This is a genomic window from Nocardia sp. X0981, from assembly GCF_977089955.1.
Genome location: NZ_OZ372435.1, coordinates 3,772,277 through 3,784,665 on the forward strand (window position 1 = coordinate 3,772,277; position 12,389 = coordinate 3,784,665).

The window sequence follows — 12,389 nt, forward strand, 5'->3', positions numbered from 1 at the left end:
GATAACCGGATCAGGTGGTAGCGGTGTTCGATGACCCGAACCTGGACCCCGGCGTGGAGGCCATGGCCCGCCGGGTCCTCACCGCGGCGCAACGCCTGGAGACGGCGAGCCTACGAGTGGAACGCGCCGTGCTCGAGGATCTGTGGAACGCACCGGTTCCGGTGAGCGAGGAACTCATGGCATCACTGGCGGCGATGCCGAATGCCTCACCGGAGTTACGGCACTACGGCGCGCGCGTCGAAGCGGGCGAATGCCGCTGGCCGGATATCGAGCAGTTCGCACGGCCGGTCCCGCCGGAGGTCGCGGAATTGAAGAATTCGCCCTCCTATGTATGGATCTGGGGGCCGCCGGTTTCCGCACCGGAAACACCGATACCCCGGCCGATCGCGCGCCGCGACGACAACGTGGTCGGCCCGAGCGATTGGCCCGACGATTTCGATGAATACCCGGCACAAAGGACTTGGTTGCAATGAGAAGAACATTGGTGACGGCACTGCTCGCCGGAATCGTCACGGTGACGAGTACTTCCTGCGGTGGCGGTGGTGACACGGCGGCCACACCGCGCGCCGATCATCCCTGCGATATCCCCGCCGCGGCCCTGACCGAAGCGGGAATCGCACCGGAGCCCTTGATGACCGAACCCTTCGGGACCGAATTCTCGGGATGGGAGGGCTGCATCTGGAAATCCGCCGCCGGGTGGTACGACGCGGCCGTGTACTTCGGGCCGGCCTCGCTGAACGAGTTCCAGCAGAACCCGCGCTACCAGGATTACCGGGTGGTGGGGCCCGCCACGGTCGGCGATCGGACGGCACTCGAAATCGGCGACGCACTCGACCCGGAGCGGAAGGAACGATGCTACTTCGGTGTGGAACTTGCGCAGGGCATGGCGCTCATCTGGTCGCGTCTGCCGGTCGGGCCGGGCGGGCGCGCGGCAGGTGGCGATATCTGTGCGGAGGGTGAGCGGGTCGCCGGGGAATTGAGCCCCTACCTGCCCGGATGACGGTGTGGCGACGCATTGTCGATGGTCTGATCACAAAGGAGTTGGCTTGTCCGTATCTACCCGTAAACGCCTCGCGGTGCTCGCGTCGGCCGCGGTTGTCCTCGCTGTAGCGGGATGCGCCGGTGCTGATCACGCTACGGCGCCCGCCCCCGCCCCGGCGACGACCACAGCCGGCGTCGCGGCGTCCCCGCCGCCTGTCGTGCCCAGTGTGAACCCGGTATCGGGCCTGGATGCGTGTGCTCTGCTGACCTCGGAAGAGGTGGTCGGCATTCTCGACACCCAGGGCTTGGCCCCGGAACGCACGAACGACGAGAAGGACGGCCGGGTGGTCGCGGAATCCTGCAACTGGGGTTCGGAATCGGAAGGACTGGTCTCCGTGGGGTGGATGCTCGAGCCGATCCCCGCATGGGGCGAAAACGAACGATCACGCGCCTTCACCGAAGCCGTCGGCCGCAAGGTCACGCTGAACCCATGGGACGGAAAAGCCTGCACCGTCTTCGCCGAAAGAGCGAACGGCAACCTCGGAATCAATATCGTCCCCTCCGCGGAGTACTTGACCGCTCGGCCCTCGGCCCCGGGAGACGACATCTGCGACCGGAACATGGCGACGATCGTCACAGCCTTCGGGCGCGCCCGACCCGCATAGCCCCCGCACCCGCTGATCGCGGGGCTGCAGGCCGATTTCCGGTATCTCTGACATCGTGGACACCATGTCGCTCCGTCGCCGAAATACTTTCCTGCTCCGCACTTTTCACTTCCGCGCGGCGGGGATAGCCGCCGTCCTCGCCTGTGCGGCGGTGACCGCTGCGGGGTGCGGGCAGATGAAATCGGAGACCATGAAGGTGGGTGACTGCGGCTATTTCACGCAGGAGCAGAAGAACCGTTCCTGGGATCTGCAGCACCGGCCCTGCACCGATCCGGAAGCCGCGCTGGTGGTTGTGCGCGAGGCGGCGAGAGCGAACTGCGCCGACCACTCGTACAGCTGGGTTCCCCGCGGGAGGAGAACGGGAAAAACCATTTATGTCTGCACCCACCTCAATGCTCGGGTCGGTGACTGCTTCAACGATCCGGAGTACCGCTACGGGAACCTGGATCTCCTGCGGAAAGTGCCGTGTACGACGCCGGGGGCGTACCAGGTGAATACTCGTGTCGAGCGTGATGAATACGGCGTCTGCGACGCTGTGCGCCGCAAATACGAACAGACCACCAGTATCCGGCACAAACAGCCGCCGGTCTCGTTCTGCCTGCATCGCGTCGACGCCTGACCGCCTCGCCGGAGAGATGAACGCGGCGGGGTGGGGAGCAGGCGCACGCCTCGGCGTGGCCGGCTGTCACCGTTGCGGTACCTTCACGGAGTCGTACGGCTACGAAGGGAGCAGAGGTGTTGGGGGCGGGCGCGACCTTCGCTGGGTACCAGGTCGAAAAAGTGCTGGGGCAGGGCGGTATGGGCACCGTGTACCTGGCGCAGCATCCGCGGCTGCCCCGCAGCGTGGCTCTGAAACTGTTGAACCGGGAGGTTTCCACCGATCCCGAGCTTGTCCGCCGTTTCGAACGGGAAGCCGATGTCATCGCGCGGCTCGAACATCCGGGGATAGTCGGTGTACTGGACCGGGGCGCCGACGACGGTCATCTGTGGATCGCGATGCAGTACATCCGCGGAACCGATGCCGCGTCCTGGGACGCGCGGGCCCATCCGGTGGGCACAGCGGTGCGCTTACTCGGCGAAACCGCGTCCGCGCTGGATTTCGCGCACAGCCGGGGGGTGTTGCACCGCGATGTGAAACCGGCCAACATCCTGATCTCCGAGGCGGATTCGTTCCGGGAATCCCGCGCGGTGCTCACCGATTTCGGAATCGCCCGCCTCACCGACGCCACCGATACCAAGATCACGGTCACCGGTACGTTCACCGCGACCCTCGCCTACGGTTCGCCGGAACAGCTGTCCGGTGAAGTGGTGGACCACCGCTCCGACCAGTACTCCCTGGCCTGCACCCTGTTCGCGCTACTGGCCGGGCAGCCACCCTACGCCTCGACCAACCCGGGGCAGGTCGTGATGGGACATATCGCGCAGCCCGTGCCCCGGCTCACCGCCGTCCGGCCGGATCTCCATCCGGCGGTGGACGCGGTATTCGAGCGCGCGATGGCCAAACAGCGCGACGACCGCTTCGCCACCTGCACCGAGTTCGTCACCGCGGCGCGTACCGCACTCGAGGGCCACCGTATCGGCGCGCCGGCCGCCCGCACGGCGCCCACCGTGCACAATGCGCAGGCACACGGCCACGCGATATCGCCCGGCCCGAATCCGGTGTTCCCTACCCCCGCCGGCCGAGTCGCACCACCACCACCTCCGCCGCCCGAAGCTCAGCTCTATCCGGCTTCGCAGGGCGCTCGCCGCGCGGAGGGGCGGAACGGGTCGTCGCCGTCGCGATTCCCGGCTTTCACCGCGGCGATCACCACACTGGTCATGAGCTTGCTTCCGGTGGGCATCTTCATGGAAGCTTTCAGGGAATTCACCCAGCATCCCAACACCCCTGACATGATCGGCACACTGGTCATGGGAGCCGTAGTAGTGCTGTGGGTTACGGCGGGGCTCTCCTTGTTGGCGGGCACGCGTGTCGGCCGGATCTTGACGGGTATCTGCTCTGTTATCGGGCTTCTGATTGCAGGGGGTGCCTTGTTCGTGCTCACGGTACAGCGACAACTCGAGTTCGGGGCGTTCCTGGTGTTCGCCGTGATCACCGTGTGCAACGGAGCCGCTCTGTGGTGCACTTTGGCGCGGGACACGGGACTATGGATCGATTACCGCACCCGTAGCCGACGCCGGTGAGACCAGCGCAACTCACCGATGCGGGTCGGGCACTGCCTGCTACCGTCCGATTCGCCCGGTGTCGCCGGGCCGGTCCGGCTCGGTTTGCCGCCTGATCTCCGAGCTCGTCCTCTCGAATTTCCCGGGTTCCATGGCGACCGAGCCGCGTCCCATGTGCCTGATGTGGGCTGTCGCGGTTGAGCGACGGATGGGGAGGTCGGTAGGGTCGGTTGGACGCGGGGGGCCGGCCGGTTCCCGGTTCGATATGGAATGCCGGTGTCGGGAGGTTCGTGATGACCGTTGGTCGATCGATGCGGGGGATTCTGTGTGGTGTGGGGGCTGCGCTGCTGGTCGCGGGGTGTGGGTCCGGAACCGAGGGGTCGGCGTCTTCGGTGACCACGACCACCGGGTTGCCGATCGCGGCGGAGGCGCCGTCGTCGTTCGATCCGTGTACCGATATTCCGCAGGAAGTGCTGGCGTCGGAGGATTTGCGGCGAGGGGTGACGGACGCGAATGTGGACGGGTCGCGAGGGATCAAGTGGCGGGGGTGTAGTTACGTGGCTCCGGACAGCTATGCGGTGGGGATCACCACGACGAACTTGACGCTGCCTGTAGTGCGGGACAACGACCAGTTCGTGGTCCGGCAGGAGTACACGGTCGACGGCCGGGCGGCGATAGCGGTGAACGCGGCCGACGATACCGACGTGCGGGCGTCCTGTTTGTTCTATGTGGAGATGAACGGAGGAAGTCTCGAACTCTCCATGGATAATCCGGCGTCGAACGATAAGACCGGCCATCTGGATACATGTGAACTCGGGCTGGGTCTGGCTCAGAAGCTCGCTCCCTTGATCCCGGATGCTTGAGCGGACGGGAACCAGCAGTTGTGATAAGCGGGAGAGAGTTCGGAGATGAGTGAGGATGCGGCCTCGCGTCCTTTGGAGGATCTGCTGACCGAGGCGCGAGAGGGGCGTTTGTCAGTGAATCTCGGTGCCGGCTCGCCGGATACGGTGCGGGTGAACGCCGAAGAATTCGTGTATATGGAGCGTGACTGTGAAGGGTTCAAACTCCTGATACGGGAATTGCAGCGCATCGCGCGGGAAATCCATAGCCGTGAGCGATGGGATCTCGGGGAGGCCAGTAAAGATCTTTCCTCGGCCGCGGTGCTGGTCAACCGTTTCCGTACCAAGGCGCAGAACGCGGAAGACGGAAACGATATCCACGCGATTCTGGAGGAACATTACCGGATCGTCGAGGATATTCAGGAGTTGCACCGGGTGATCGCGCAGCGGTATATGGAGACCGATGAGGCGTTCGCCGGCCGGTACAACGAGTTGATGGCCGGGGCGCCACCGGTCGTGCCGTTGGCGCTGCCGTCGCCGTTCTTGCCGACTCCGGGGCAGTAGGAGAAGCGTGGTGCGGCTACGTGGCGCGTCGGTCCATTCGGAACAGGGGGTGCGATGACCGTTCAGAACGAAGGCCCGAAGATCGGTGACCCGGAGGAACCCAACGGGTTCTCCCATAGCGAGATCAACGAGGCGTTCGAACCGCTGAGTCCGGGTGAACACGGAATGACGGCGTCCGAGCAGTACGGGCAGATCGCCGATCAGTGGGAGAGCGGGGTGAAAGTGTTCGCCGCGCGTATCCGCCGGTCCAGTGCGGCGGCCTGGGAGGGGCCGGCGGCGGAGCAGTCGCGGCAGGCGATCGGCAATTACGCCACCAGGGCCGAAGACCTGGTTCCCGCGTTGAATGCGCTCGCGGTTCAGGTTTATGACGCCGTCGTGTCGATCATGCGCACCCAGAACAATCTGCCCGAGGTGATCGAGAAGCGTTGGGGTATACACCCGTCCGAGTGGACCATTCTCGGGTTTCATAACAAACGGACCGATAACGAGGAAGCGGCCCGGCAGGTCATGCGGGACTATTACGTGACCGGTTTCGTCCAGGCCGATACGAAGATCCCGGTCCTGCCCGCTCCGGTGAACCCGACCCAGCCCCTGCACACCGATCTGCCCGCCGGTACGCGCGACCAGCCCGGGCCGGGCGGTACCTCCACCGACCAGGGCGGCGATCCCAACGGCACGGATACCGGCGGACCGCAGGGAGAGAATCCCACCGGCGAGGAACCCGGGACGGAACAGCCGGGCACCGAACAACCGGAGGAGCCGGGTACCGAACTGCCCGGGACGACGCCCGCGGGGACGACGACCCCGTCCACCACCGAGAATCCGGCACCCACCACACCCAGCACCACCACCGTGCCGAGTACCACCTCGACCACCCCCGGGCCGGGGACACCCGGTTCCCCGAGCGGCAGTCCGGTGACCACCGGCGACCCCGGCCGCAGTGTGCCCGGCACCCCGAACACCACCGGGACTCCGGCGGTGGCGACCACCGGGACCACCAGTTCCAGCGCGGCGCGCAGCGGTATGCCGGGCATGATGTCGCCGGGTATGGCCGGTCGCGGCCGGCAGGGAGAGGACGACGAGAAGCACCAGTCCCCGGACTATCTCGTCAACGCCGAGAACACCGACGAACTGCTCGGGGATCTGCCGCCGACGATTCCCGGCGGGGTACTGGGCGCCGATATACCGGCCGCGCGGCCGGTGGAACGCGACTGACCGACTCGCCGCCCGCTCCGGGGACCGACCGGCGACGGGCGGCGCGGAGGTGTCGGCAGTTGTCACAGGATCGAGGAAAAACCACCGATAATGAGCACCTGGATCTGGGAGCCGGACGATTTCGCCGCGCTCTGGTACCGCGACGGGATCGACCGGTTCCCGCGCCCGCTGCACTATCTGAGCCGCTACAAGACCCGCAATTCGTTCGAGGCGCATGCGGCGGCCGTGCGGGCGCGGTACGACCGGGACGAGCGTGAACTGATCCGGCGAACCCTGCACACCGTATCCGACGGTGATCTGCGGATCGAGATCCTGGGGGCCTCGACCGTGACCGTCAAGGGCCGGATGCGTGAATACCGGGTGGTCGGCTCGCGTAATGCGCATTATGGGGTGGTATTGGCGCAGTCGGCGATCGACGGTGTCGACGGCCCGATCCATGCCCAGCTGTTCGCCGCCGAACAGCTGCCGAAACGTCTCGCGGCGCTGGTGCCGCCGTGCGATCCCGGCCGGGAGGCGGCGGCTACGTTCCATATCGACGATCTCGCCCCCGGCGGTGCAGAGCGGCAATCCTTCCGGCGCGGTCCCGGTGAACAGTACCGGCGGCTCGCGCAGCGGCCCGCGGACGGCGGCGGTGTGGCGGGCCTGCGGGTCGGGTCGGTTCTGGATCGTCCCGAGCCCTGGTACCGGACTCGGTGGTTCGATATCACCGGCGACGGCCGCTACCTGGAAAAGCGGACCCGCGACCATGTCACGCTGCGGCCCGTCGCCGCCGCCGAGCTCGCGGCCGGGTTCGCCGACTGGATCGACCACGCGCTGCTCCGGCTGCGCGAGGACGAGCCGGATACCTGGTAGCACCGTCGGTGCTGCCCCGGCTGTTCGCGGCAGCATCGGCGAACCCGCGCGGGCGGTGCGGCACAGGGCCGTCGGCTCGCTGCTATTCATCGAGATACCGTGCGATATCGGTGAGAGTGGCTGCCGTGTGCAGCGGTTCACCGTCCACAGCGTCCAGCAGCGACCATCCGGCTGGTGTGCCCGGCTCGCGGACGAGCCGGTAACCGAGGCTCTCGGCCTGGGCCGCGAGCATATCGAACGGTACGAGGTGATGGTCGCGCCCCGGGGCTTCGCTCATCGGGCTTTCCCGGTTTCCTGAGACGACCAGTGACGCAGGGCGTTCGATACCCGGACGAGGGTGGATATATCGGTCGGCGGTTTCCATTTTCCGCCCACGGGGATGGAATTCGCGCCGGGGATACGGCGCGGCAGTTTTTCTTTCACGAGCGCGGTTTCCTTCGTGTGGGCGGATCAGTACTCCGAGAATTCCCGGCCGTCGGGAATCATTTTGCGCGCCTCGATCAAGTGGGCCCTGGCCTGTCTTTTGACCGGGCAGGTCGCCGAGAGGCATTCGATATGGGTCTGCATCACCTGGTGCGCGTAGCCGACGGTCATCACGGGTACGCGCCGGTGATCGGTCACCGGTAGTCCGAACAGCATGGTCACCTCGTCACGTCGGGGAGGGGTCGGCCGCTCCCGCTCGGCGAAAGCTGCACGGTGCGCTTAGAATTCGCCGAACTGGTGCGGAGTGATATGGAAAATTCCGCCACGGAACTTCCCATACCTTTTTGCGCGCACACTCAGTGAACCACCCTCTTCCCCGATTGGGAACCGATACGTAAGATTCAGTCGCACAATGGAATTGCTCCGGGTGGATGGGTAATTCCGAGCAGTTCGACTGTTCCATTCGAGATGGAATAACCGCGAGTAACGTCAACGGAAGGGGATATACCTGTGTCGATCGAACTGAACGCCACGAACCCACCGACCCTGCCGCGCCGGGTACTCGGCCGCCGCTTGCGCGAACTGCGCGAGGAGGCCGGGATGAGCCGGGCGAATGCGGCCCGGCGGTGCGAGATGGGCGCGCAAACCCTGTGGCGCTTGGAATCCGGGCGCAACAGCGAGACCAAGAAGATGGTGGTCAATGCGCTGTGTGATACATATGGAGCGAGCGACGCCGACCGCCGCGAATTGCTGTGGCTGGTCGAAGAATCCCGTAAGGACGGGTGGTGGCAGTCGTCGTATGCCGGTGCAGTGGTGCCCGAGGCGGAGATGTTCCTCGGGCTCGAACAGGCGGCATGTGAGGTCTTCTCGTGGCAGACCATCCTTTTGCCGGGACTGTTGCAAACTCGCGCTTATCGAACTGCCCTGTGGGAGGTCGCGAAACCGCTCGGGCGGTCGATCGAGCTCGATCGTGAGGTTGCTCTACTCCAGCGGAGACAGGAGAGGTTGTACGACTCCTCGGGTTTCGCCTTGGAAGTAGCGCTGAGCGAGGCCACGCTTCGGCAGCGTATCGGCGGCGCCGAGACCATGGCACATCAGCTGGACCATCTTGTCGAGGTGGCCGCGCTGCCGCGGGTTTCGCTGCGAGTCGTACCGTTCGATGCGCCGGATCATCTTGGATGGACAGCGAAGCACTTCGTCTACCTGGGATTTCCTGAGCACCTGAACCCGGTTCTGACCGAACCACCGGTTGTGTACATCGAGGGGTTCACCGGATCGTTGTACCTGGACAAGCCAGGTGAGATCGACTGGTATCAGGCAGCTCGCGCGTCGATCCTGGACGTAGCATTGGACGAGCGAGAAACACAGCGCCTCATCGAGGCGACGGCGAGGGAGTATCGGGCATGAGCGTCGACCTATCCGGAGCAGCCTGGTTCAAGAGCACCCGTAGTGCCAGCGGAAACGATTGTGTCGAGGTCGCCCACTTGCGTGGTGGTCTGGTGGGGGTGCGGGATTCCAAGAATCCCAGCGGTCCGGCGCTGGTTTTCGGGCCGGGGGAGTGGGATACCTTCACTGCCGGTCTGCGCGCGGGTGGGCTCGGCTCAGCGGATCGAGGCATCTGAAGTATCGGGTCGAAGCGGTCGTGCTCCCGCCGCTCGGCCGGAGTGCCGCCGGTTCTTCATCGGCCCGCCCGGTCGCCCCGCATACCCGCTGCTCTGCACTCGGGCCGTCGATGCCGACGGGTGGGGCCGGCTCGATGAGCGGTTTCGCTCGGATTGCCGGGCGGATCAGCCGATATCGACCGGGGAACGGATATTCGAACGACACGCCTACTCGGTCGGTGCGCGTTCATTCGACCGCGGGCGATAACCGGACCCGTGTAAGAGCGGATGTCCTCGCCCGATGGGTACCCGTTCCCCGGTCGGCAAGGACCGGGAGGAAGTCATCGGTACCGCTACCGTGTCAGCGGGTGTGTCAGGGCGGCGTCAGGGCGGTGTCAGCGATGACGGCGACAGTATTCCTATGAGCAACATCGAATCGAGCGCGGAAGTCGCCGGTAACCACTCCAAGATCCTGAGCAAGGATTTCCGCGCTGTCGCCCGGACAGCGCGGGAAACCGCGCTCGGCGGGCGACAGCGAGTCCGCTGAGCTGCGACCGAGCGGCCACAGCCGGCCGATGGTCCATCCCCCGGGACGTCGTCCCGGAATCTCCCCTCATCGAACAGGCCGAACCTGTTTCAGCACAACCAGTTCCGAAGGAGCTCCGCCATGTCCATCACCCTGACCGACCAGGACAAGTCCATCATCCGCACCGCCGCCTACGGTGCGGTATCGCTGATCTCCGCCGCCGACGCGGCCGGTTCCCCGCACAAGGCCGCCACCCGCGGCTCGATCGCCCTGACAGCGGCGACCGGCCTGGTCGGGCACGTGCTGGCCGCCAAGTCCAGGGATATCGACGTGAAAGGTAAGACCGTCGCCGACCTCGCCGATCAGGTGCTGCCGGCCTTGACCGCGGCCACGAGTCTGCTGAAAGCACAGGATCCGGTCGAGGCCGACAATTTCCGCAACACGGTCCTGGTGGCGGTCGAGGCGGCCACCCGCCCGCACGGGAGTGTGCCCGGCCCCGTCCTGGCCGATATGACTCGTAAGATCACCGCTGCCCTCGACGCCGCGTGACGGCAGCCGCCGGGGCCTGGAACAGCAGGATTCCAGGTCCCGGCGTCCTGTCGTCCGCTGGTCCTGTGGTCTGCTACTTCTCCGGAGATCTCGCGGAACGTGCGGTCCGGAAGTGGCGTACCAGTGCGCCGCCGAGCACGATCACCGCCAGGAGCACGACGGTCGGCACGAGGACGTCCCTGGTGGATCGAGCGACTTCCACACCCGCTACGACCAGGGAGATCAGGGCGATCAGGGCCGGTAGAGCCGGCAGCTGCCCGGTCAACTCTTCTCCTGCTCCGGACAGACCTGCGAGGCCCTGCGTTCGTTGCGCTGTTCGCCTGCCCTGCCGATGTACCGCGTAGCAACCGGTCGGCGCGGCGATGAGTTCCCGGTGCGGAAGGCGTCTACACCGGTATGTCGACGCATACTCTCGAAACCACCGGTGCCGATATCGTCTACGACGTGCACGGCCCCCTGCCGGCCGCCGCGGGCAGGCCGCCGCTGTTCCTGATCGGGCAGCCCATGGAGGCCGCCGGTTTCCGCGCGCTCGCCGCGCGTTTCCCCGACCGCACCGTCGTCACCTACGACCCGCGGGGTATCGGCCGCAGCGTCCGCAAGGACGGTCGCGTCGACCACGTGCCGGAGGTCCAAGCCGAGGACGTTCACGCCGTGGTCGAAGCACTCGGGGCCGGTCCGGTCGAAATGTTCGCGAGCAGCGGCGGCGCGGTGACCGCGCTCGCGCTCGTGGCGGCCCACCCCGATGACGTGGTCACCCTGGTGGCGCACGAGCCGCCGCTGATTCCGGTGCTGCCCGATGCCGCGGCCGCCGAACGCGCCCGCGCGGCCGTACGGGACGTATACGAAGCCAAAGGTTTCGGTGCCGGGATGGCGGCCTTCCTCACGATGGGCTCCTGGCAGGGCGAGTTCACCGACGAGTACTTCGCTCAGCCCACCCCCGACCCCACCCTGTTCGGGATGCCGGCCGAGGACGACGGCTCCCGGGACGACCCGCTGCTGTCGGATCGGTCGTGGGCGGTCAGCAGCTACCGCCCCGACCCCACCGTGGTGGCCGCGGCGCGGACCCGCGTCGTCATCGCCGTGGGAGCCGAAACGGGAAATACGTTCACCGGCCGCACAGCGGTGGCGACAGCCGAACTGTTCGGTCAGCGGGCGACCGTGTTCCCCAGCCATCACGGTGGCTTCCTCGATGGTGAATTCGGATATGCGGGGCAGCCCGAGGAATTCGCGCACAAGCTGCGCGAAGTCCTGGACGGTCAGGACTGAGCACACCAGAGGGTACGTACCTGCCCGTCCCGGCCGCACTCCGCCGTTCGGCAGAGTGTGGCCGGTCCCGCATTATGCCGGTGTGTCCTGGAGAGACGGCTTTCACGCCGAGGTGAGTACGGTGCCGAGGTTCGCCGCCAGTGCCTCCGCTATGGCGCGAGCGCCCGGCACCAACTCGGCCTGCCCCGCCCGAGGGCCGCTGATACCTTCACGTTCGGCCATATGCGAGCCGAAGACGGCCACGCTGACGAAAACATTGCTCTTCCGGAAGGCGTTCGAGGCGGTATCGTCCGGAGCCCCCCAGGCTTCGAAGGACTCATCACCGAGGCCGGTTGGCGCGCTGCCTTTCGCAGCATCGAATGCCCGATCGAAATGACGTTCCGTGGCCGCGACCGCGTCATCGCCCGATTTCAGCGAGAACGACAGGGTGATGGTGCGCTGGAGGGGTTGCCCGGCCGACCAGGGCTCGACCTTCTGATACCGGGCGCTGCACACTTCGACGGTTGTTTCCGGGGTGGACAGGCCCGCGCTCTCATCTTCGAACCGGACCGCCTCGCTGAACAGCGCGCCCGTATAGGCGCGGATGGCATCCATCGCCGGTGCCGACACCTGCGCGCAGGAATCCGGCAACCCACCGAACATCGGCCTCGTCCCGGTGTGCCCGGTTTCCTCGGCTCCGCATGCTGTTACGGCCCCGAGAATCAACAGTGCGCTCATCGTGGTCGACCGAAACCCTCGGAAACGACTC

At 66.2% G+C, this 12,389-nt stretch carries 18 protein-coding genes; 14 read left to right on the forward strand and 4 right to left on the reverse strand.

Features of this window, described 5'->3' with window-relative positions:
• Positions 1-23 precede the first annotated feature (23 nt).
• The 9 genes from ACYR7D_RS16875 to ACYR7D_RS16915 all read left to right on the forward strand — a co-directional run bounded on the left by ACYR7D_RS16875 (position 24) and on the right by ACYR7D_RS16915 (position 7,276).
• Positions 24-473, forward strand: coding sequence for a hypothetical protein (locus tag ACYR7D_RS16875; protein WP_459545531.1), 450 nt, complete (start codon positions 24-26; stop codon positions 471-473).
• Complete coding sequence (locus ACYR7D_RS16880; protein WP_459545532.1) at positions 470-1,000, forward strand: DUF3558 family protein; 531 nt, start codon at positions 470-472, stop codon at positions 998-1,000. Before ACYR7D_RS16875 ends, ACYR7D_RS16880 begins: the two co-directional genes overlap by 4 nt.
• Positions 1,001-1,046: 46 nt before the next feature.
• On the forward strand, positions 1,047-1,646 hold the full coding sequence (locus ACYR7D_RS16885; protein ID WP_459545533.1) for a DUF3558 family protein: 600 nt from the start codon (positions 1,047-1,049) through the stop codon (positions 1,644-1,646).
• Positions 1,647-1,821: 175 nt separating this feature from the next.
• Positions 1,822-2,265 (forward strand): hypothetical protein, encoded by a 444-nt coding sequence (locus ACYR7D_RS16890; protein ID WP_459545534.1) that lies wholly within the window; start codon positions 1,822-1,824, stop codon positions 2,263-2,265.
• Between the two features lie 116 nt (positions 2,266-2,381).
• Entirely contained in the window at positions 2,382-3,827 is a 1,446-nt protein-coding gene (locus tag ACYR7D_RS16895) for a serine/threonine-protein kinase (RefSeq protein ID WP_459545535.1), read from the forward strand.
• A gap of 272 nt (positions 3,828-4,099) precedes the next feature.
• Positions 4,100-4,669 (forward strand): DUF3558 domain-containing protein, encoded by a 570-nt coding sequence (locus ACYR7D_RS16900; RefSeq protein WP_459545536.1) that lies wholly within the window; start codon positions 4,100-4,102, stop codon positions 4,667-4,669.
• Between the two features lie 45 nt (positions 4,670-4,714).
• Positions 4,715-5,209 (forward strand): hypothetical protein, encoded by a 495-nt coding sequence (locus tag ACYR7D_RS16905; RefSeq protein WP_459545537.1) that lies wholly within the window; start codon positions 4,715-4,717, stop codon positions 5,207-5,209.
• A gap of 54 nt (positions 5,210-5,263) precedes the next feature.
• Entirely contained in the window at positions 5,264-6,424 is a 1,161-nt protein-coding gene (locus ACYR7D_RS16910; protein ID WP_459545538.1) for a WXG100 family type VII secretion target, read from the forward strand.
• A gap of 90 nt (positions 6,425-6,514) precedes the next feature.
• Positions 6,515-7,276 (forward strand): ESX secretion-associated protein EspG, encoded by a 762-nt coding sequence (locus ACYR7D_RS16915; RefSeq protein WP_459545539.1) that lies wholly within the window; start codon positions 6,515-6,517, stop codon positions 7,274-7,276.
• Between the two features lie 82 nt (positions 7,277-7,358).
• Here ACYR7D_RS16915 and ACYR7D_RS16920 read toward each other — a convergent pair whose 3' ends face one another.
• Together ACYR7D_RS16920 and ACYR7D_RS16925 are read right to left on the reverse strand one after the other, a co-directional pair.
• Positions 7,359-7,553 (reverse strand): hypothetical protein, encoded by a 195-nt coding sequence (locus ACYR7D_RS16920; RefSeq protein ID WP_459545540.1) that lies wholly within the window; start codon positions 7,551-7,553, stop codon positions 7,359-7,361.
• Between the two features lie 173 nt (positions 7,554-7,726).
• The gene (locus ACYR7D_RS16925; RefSeq protein ID WP_459545541.1) at positions 7,727-7,921 is read right to left on the reverse strand and encodes a hypothetical protein; all 195 of its coding nucleotides are present in this window, start codon (positions 7,919-7,921) and stop codon (positions 7,727-7,729) included.
• Between the two features lie 351 nt (positions 7,922-8,272).
• Here ACYR7D_RS16925 and ACYR7D_RS16930 point away from each other — a divergent pair, with 351 nt between their 5' ends.
• From ACYR7D_RS16930 to ACYR7D_RS16945, 4 genes are all read left to right on the forward strand, one after another.
• Positions 8,273-9,106, forward strand: a complete 834-nt coding sequence (locus ACYR7D_RS16930) for a helix-turn-helix domain-containing protein (RefSeq protein ID WP_459545542.1) — start codon at positions 8,273-8,275, stop codon at positions 9,104-9,106.
• Positions 9,103-9,321, forward strand: a complete 219-nt coding sequence (locus ACYR7D_RS16935) for a DUF397 domain-containing protein (protein ID WP_459545543.1) — start codon at positions 9,103-9,105, stop codon at positions 9,319-9,321. The genes ACYR7D_RS16930 and ACYR7D_RS16935 overlap by 4 nt, the downstream gene beginning before the upstream one ends.
• 400 nt (positions 9,322-9,721) lie before the next feature.
• The gene (locus ACYR7D_RS16940; protein ID WP_459545544.1) at positions 9,722-9,847 is read left to right on the forward strand and encodes a hypothetical protein; all 126 of its coding nucleotides are present in this window, start codon (positions 9,722-9,724) and stop codon (positions 9,845-9,847) included.
• 120 nt (positions 9,848-9,967) lie between these two features.
• Positions 9,968-10,375 (forward strand): hypothetical protein, encoded by a 408-nt coding sequence (locus ACYR7D_RS16945; RefSeq protein ID WP_459545545.1) that lies wholly within the window; start codon positions 9,968-9,970, stop codon positions 10,373-10,375.
• 73 nt (positions 10,376-10,448) lie between these two features.
• On the opposite strand, the gene ACYR7D_RS16950 is transcribed toward ACYR7D_RS16945, so the two are convergent.
• Positions 10,449-10,640, reverse strand: a complete 192-nt coding sequence (locus tag ACYR7D_RS16950; RefSeq protein ID WP_459545546.1) for a hypothetical protein — start codon at positions 10,638-10,640, stop codon at positions 10,449-10,451.
• A gap of 131 nt (positions 10,641-10,771) precedes the next feature.
• Here ACYR7D_RS16950 and ACYR7D_RS16955 point away from each other — a divergent pair, with 131 nt between their 5' ends.
• Complete coding sequence (locus tag ACYR7D_RS16955) at positions 10,772-11,641, forward strand: alpha/beta fold hydrolase (protein ID WP_459545547.1); 870 nt, start codon at positions 10,772-10,774, stop codon at positions 11,639-11,641.
• Between the two features lie 102 nt (positions 11,642-11,743).
• Here the strand turns inward: ACYR7D_RS16955 and ACYR7D_RS16960 are convergent, their stop codons facing one another.
• Entirely contained in the window at positions 11,744-12,358 is a 615-nt protein-coding gene (locus ACYR7D_RS16960; RefSeq protein WP_459545548.1) for a hypothetical protein, read from the reverse strand.
• Positions 12,359-12,389 lie beyond the last annotated feature (31 nt).

What these genes read in the sequence shown, in the direction of transcription:
- ACYR7D_RS16880 (WP_459545532.1), top strand. Translation starts at nt 470, where the DNA reads ATGAGAAGAACATTGGTGACGGCACTGCTCGCCGGAATCGTCACGGTG.
- ACYR7D_RS16890 (WP_459545534.1), top strand. Translation starts at nt 1,822, where the DNA reads ATGAAATCGGAGACCATGAAGGTGGGTGACTGCGGCTATTTCACGCAG.
- ACYR7D_RS16900 (WP_459545536.1), top strand. Translation starts at nt 4,100, where the DNA reads ATGACCGTTGGTCGATCGATGCGGGGGATTCTGTGTGGTGTGGGGGCT.
- ACYR7D_RS16905 (WP_459545537.1), top strand. Translation starts at nt 4,715, where the DNA reads ATGAGTGAGGATGCGGCCTCGCGTCCTTTGGAGGATCTGCTGACCGAG.
- ACYR7D_RS16910 (WP_459545538.1), top strand. Translation starts at nt 5,264, where the DNA reads ATGACCGTTCAGAACGAAGGCCCGAAGATCGGTGACCCGGAGGAACCC.
- ACYR7D_RS16915 (WP_459545539.1), top strand. Translation starts at nt 6,515, where the DNA reads ATGAGCACCTGGATCTGGGAGCCGGACGATTTCGCCGCGCTCTGGTAC.
- ACYR7D_RS16920 (WP_459545540.1), bottom strand. Translation starts at nt 7,553, where the DNA reads ATGAGCGAAGCCCCGGGGCGCGACCATCACCTCGTACCGTTCGATATG.
- ACYR7D_RS16935 (WP_459545543.1), top strand. Translation starts at nt 9,103, where the DNA reads ATGAGCGTCGACCTATCCGGAGCAGCCTGGTTCAAGAGCACCCGTAGT.
- ACYR7D_RS16940 (WP_459545544.1), top strand. Translation starts at nt 9,722, where the DNA reads ATGAGCAACATCGAATCGAGCGCGGAAGTCGCCGGTAACCACTCCAAG.
- ACYR7D_RS16945 (WP_459545545.1), top strand. Translation starts at nt 9,968, where the DNA reads ATGTCCATCACCCTGACCGACCAGGACAAGTCCATCATCCGCACCGCC.
- ACYR7D_RS16955 (WP_459545547.1), top strand. Translation starts at nt 10,772, where the DNA reads ATGTCGACGCATACTCTCGAAACCACCGGTGCCGATATCGTCTACGAC.
- ACYR7D_RS16960 (WP_459545548.1), bottom strand. Translation starts at nt 12,358, where the DNA reads ATGAGCGCACTGTTGATTCTCGGGGCCGTAACAGCATGCGGAGCCGAG.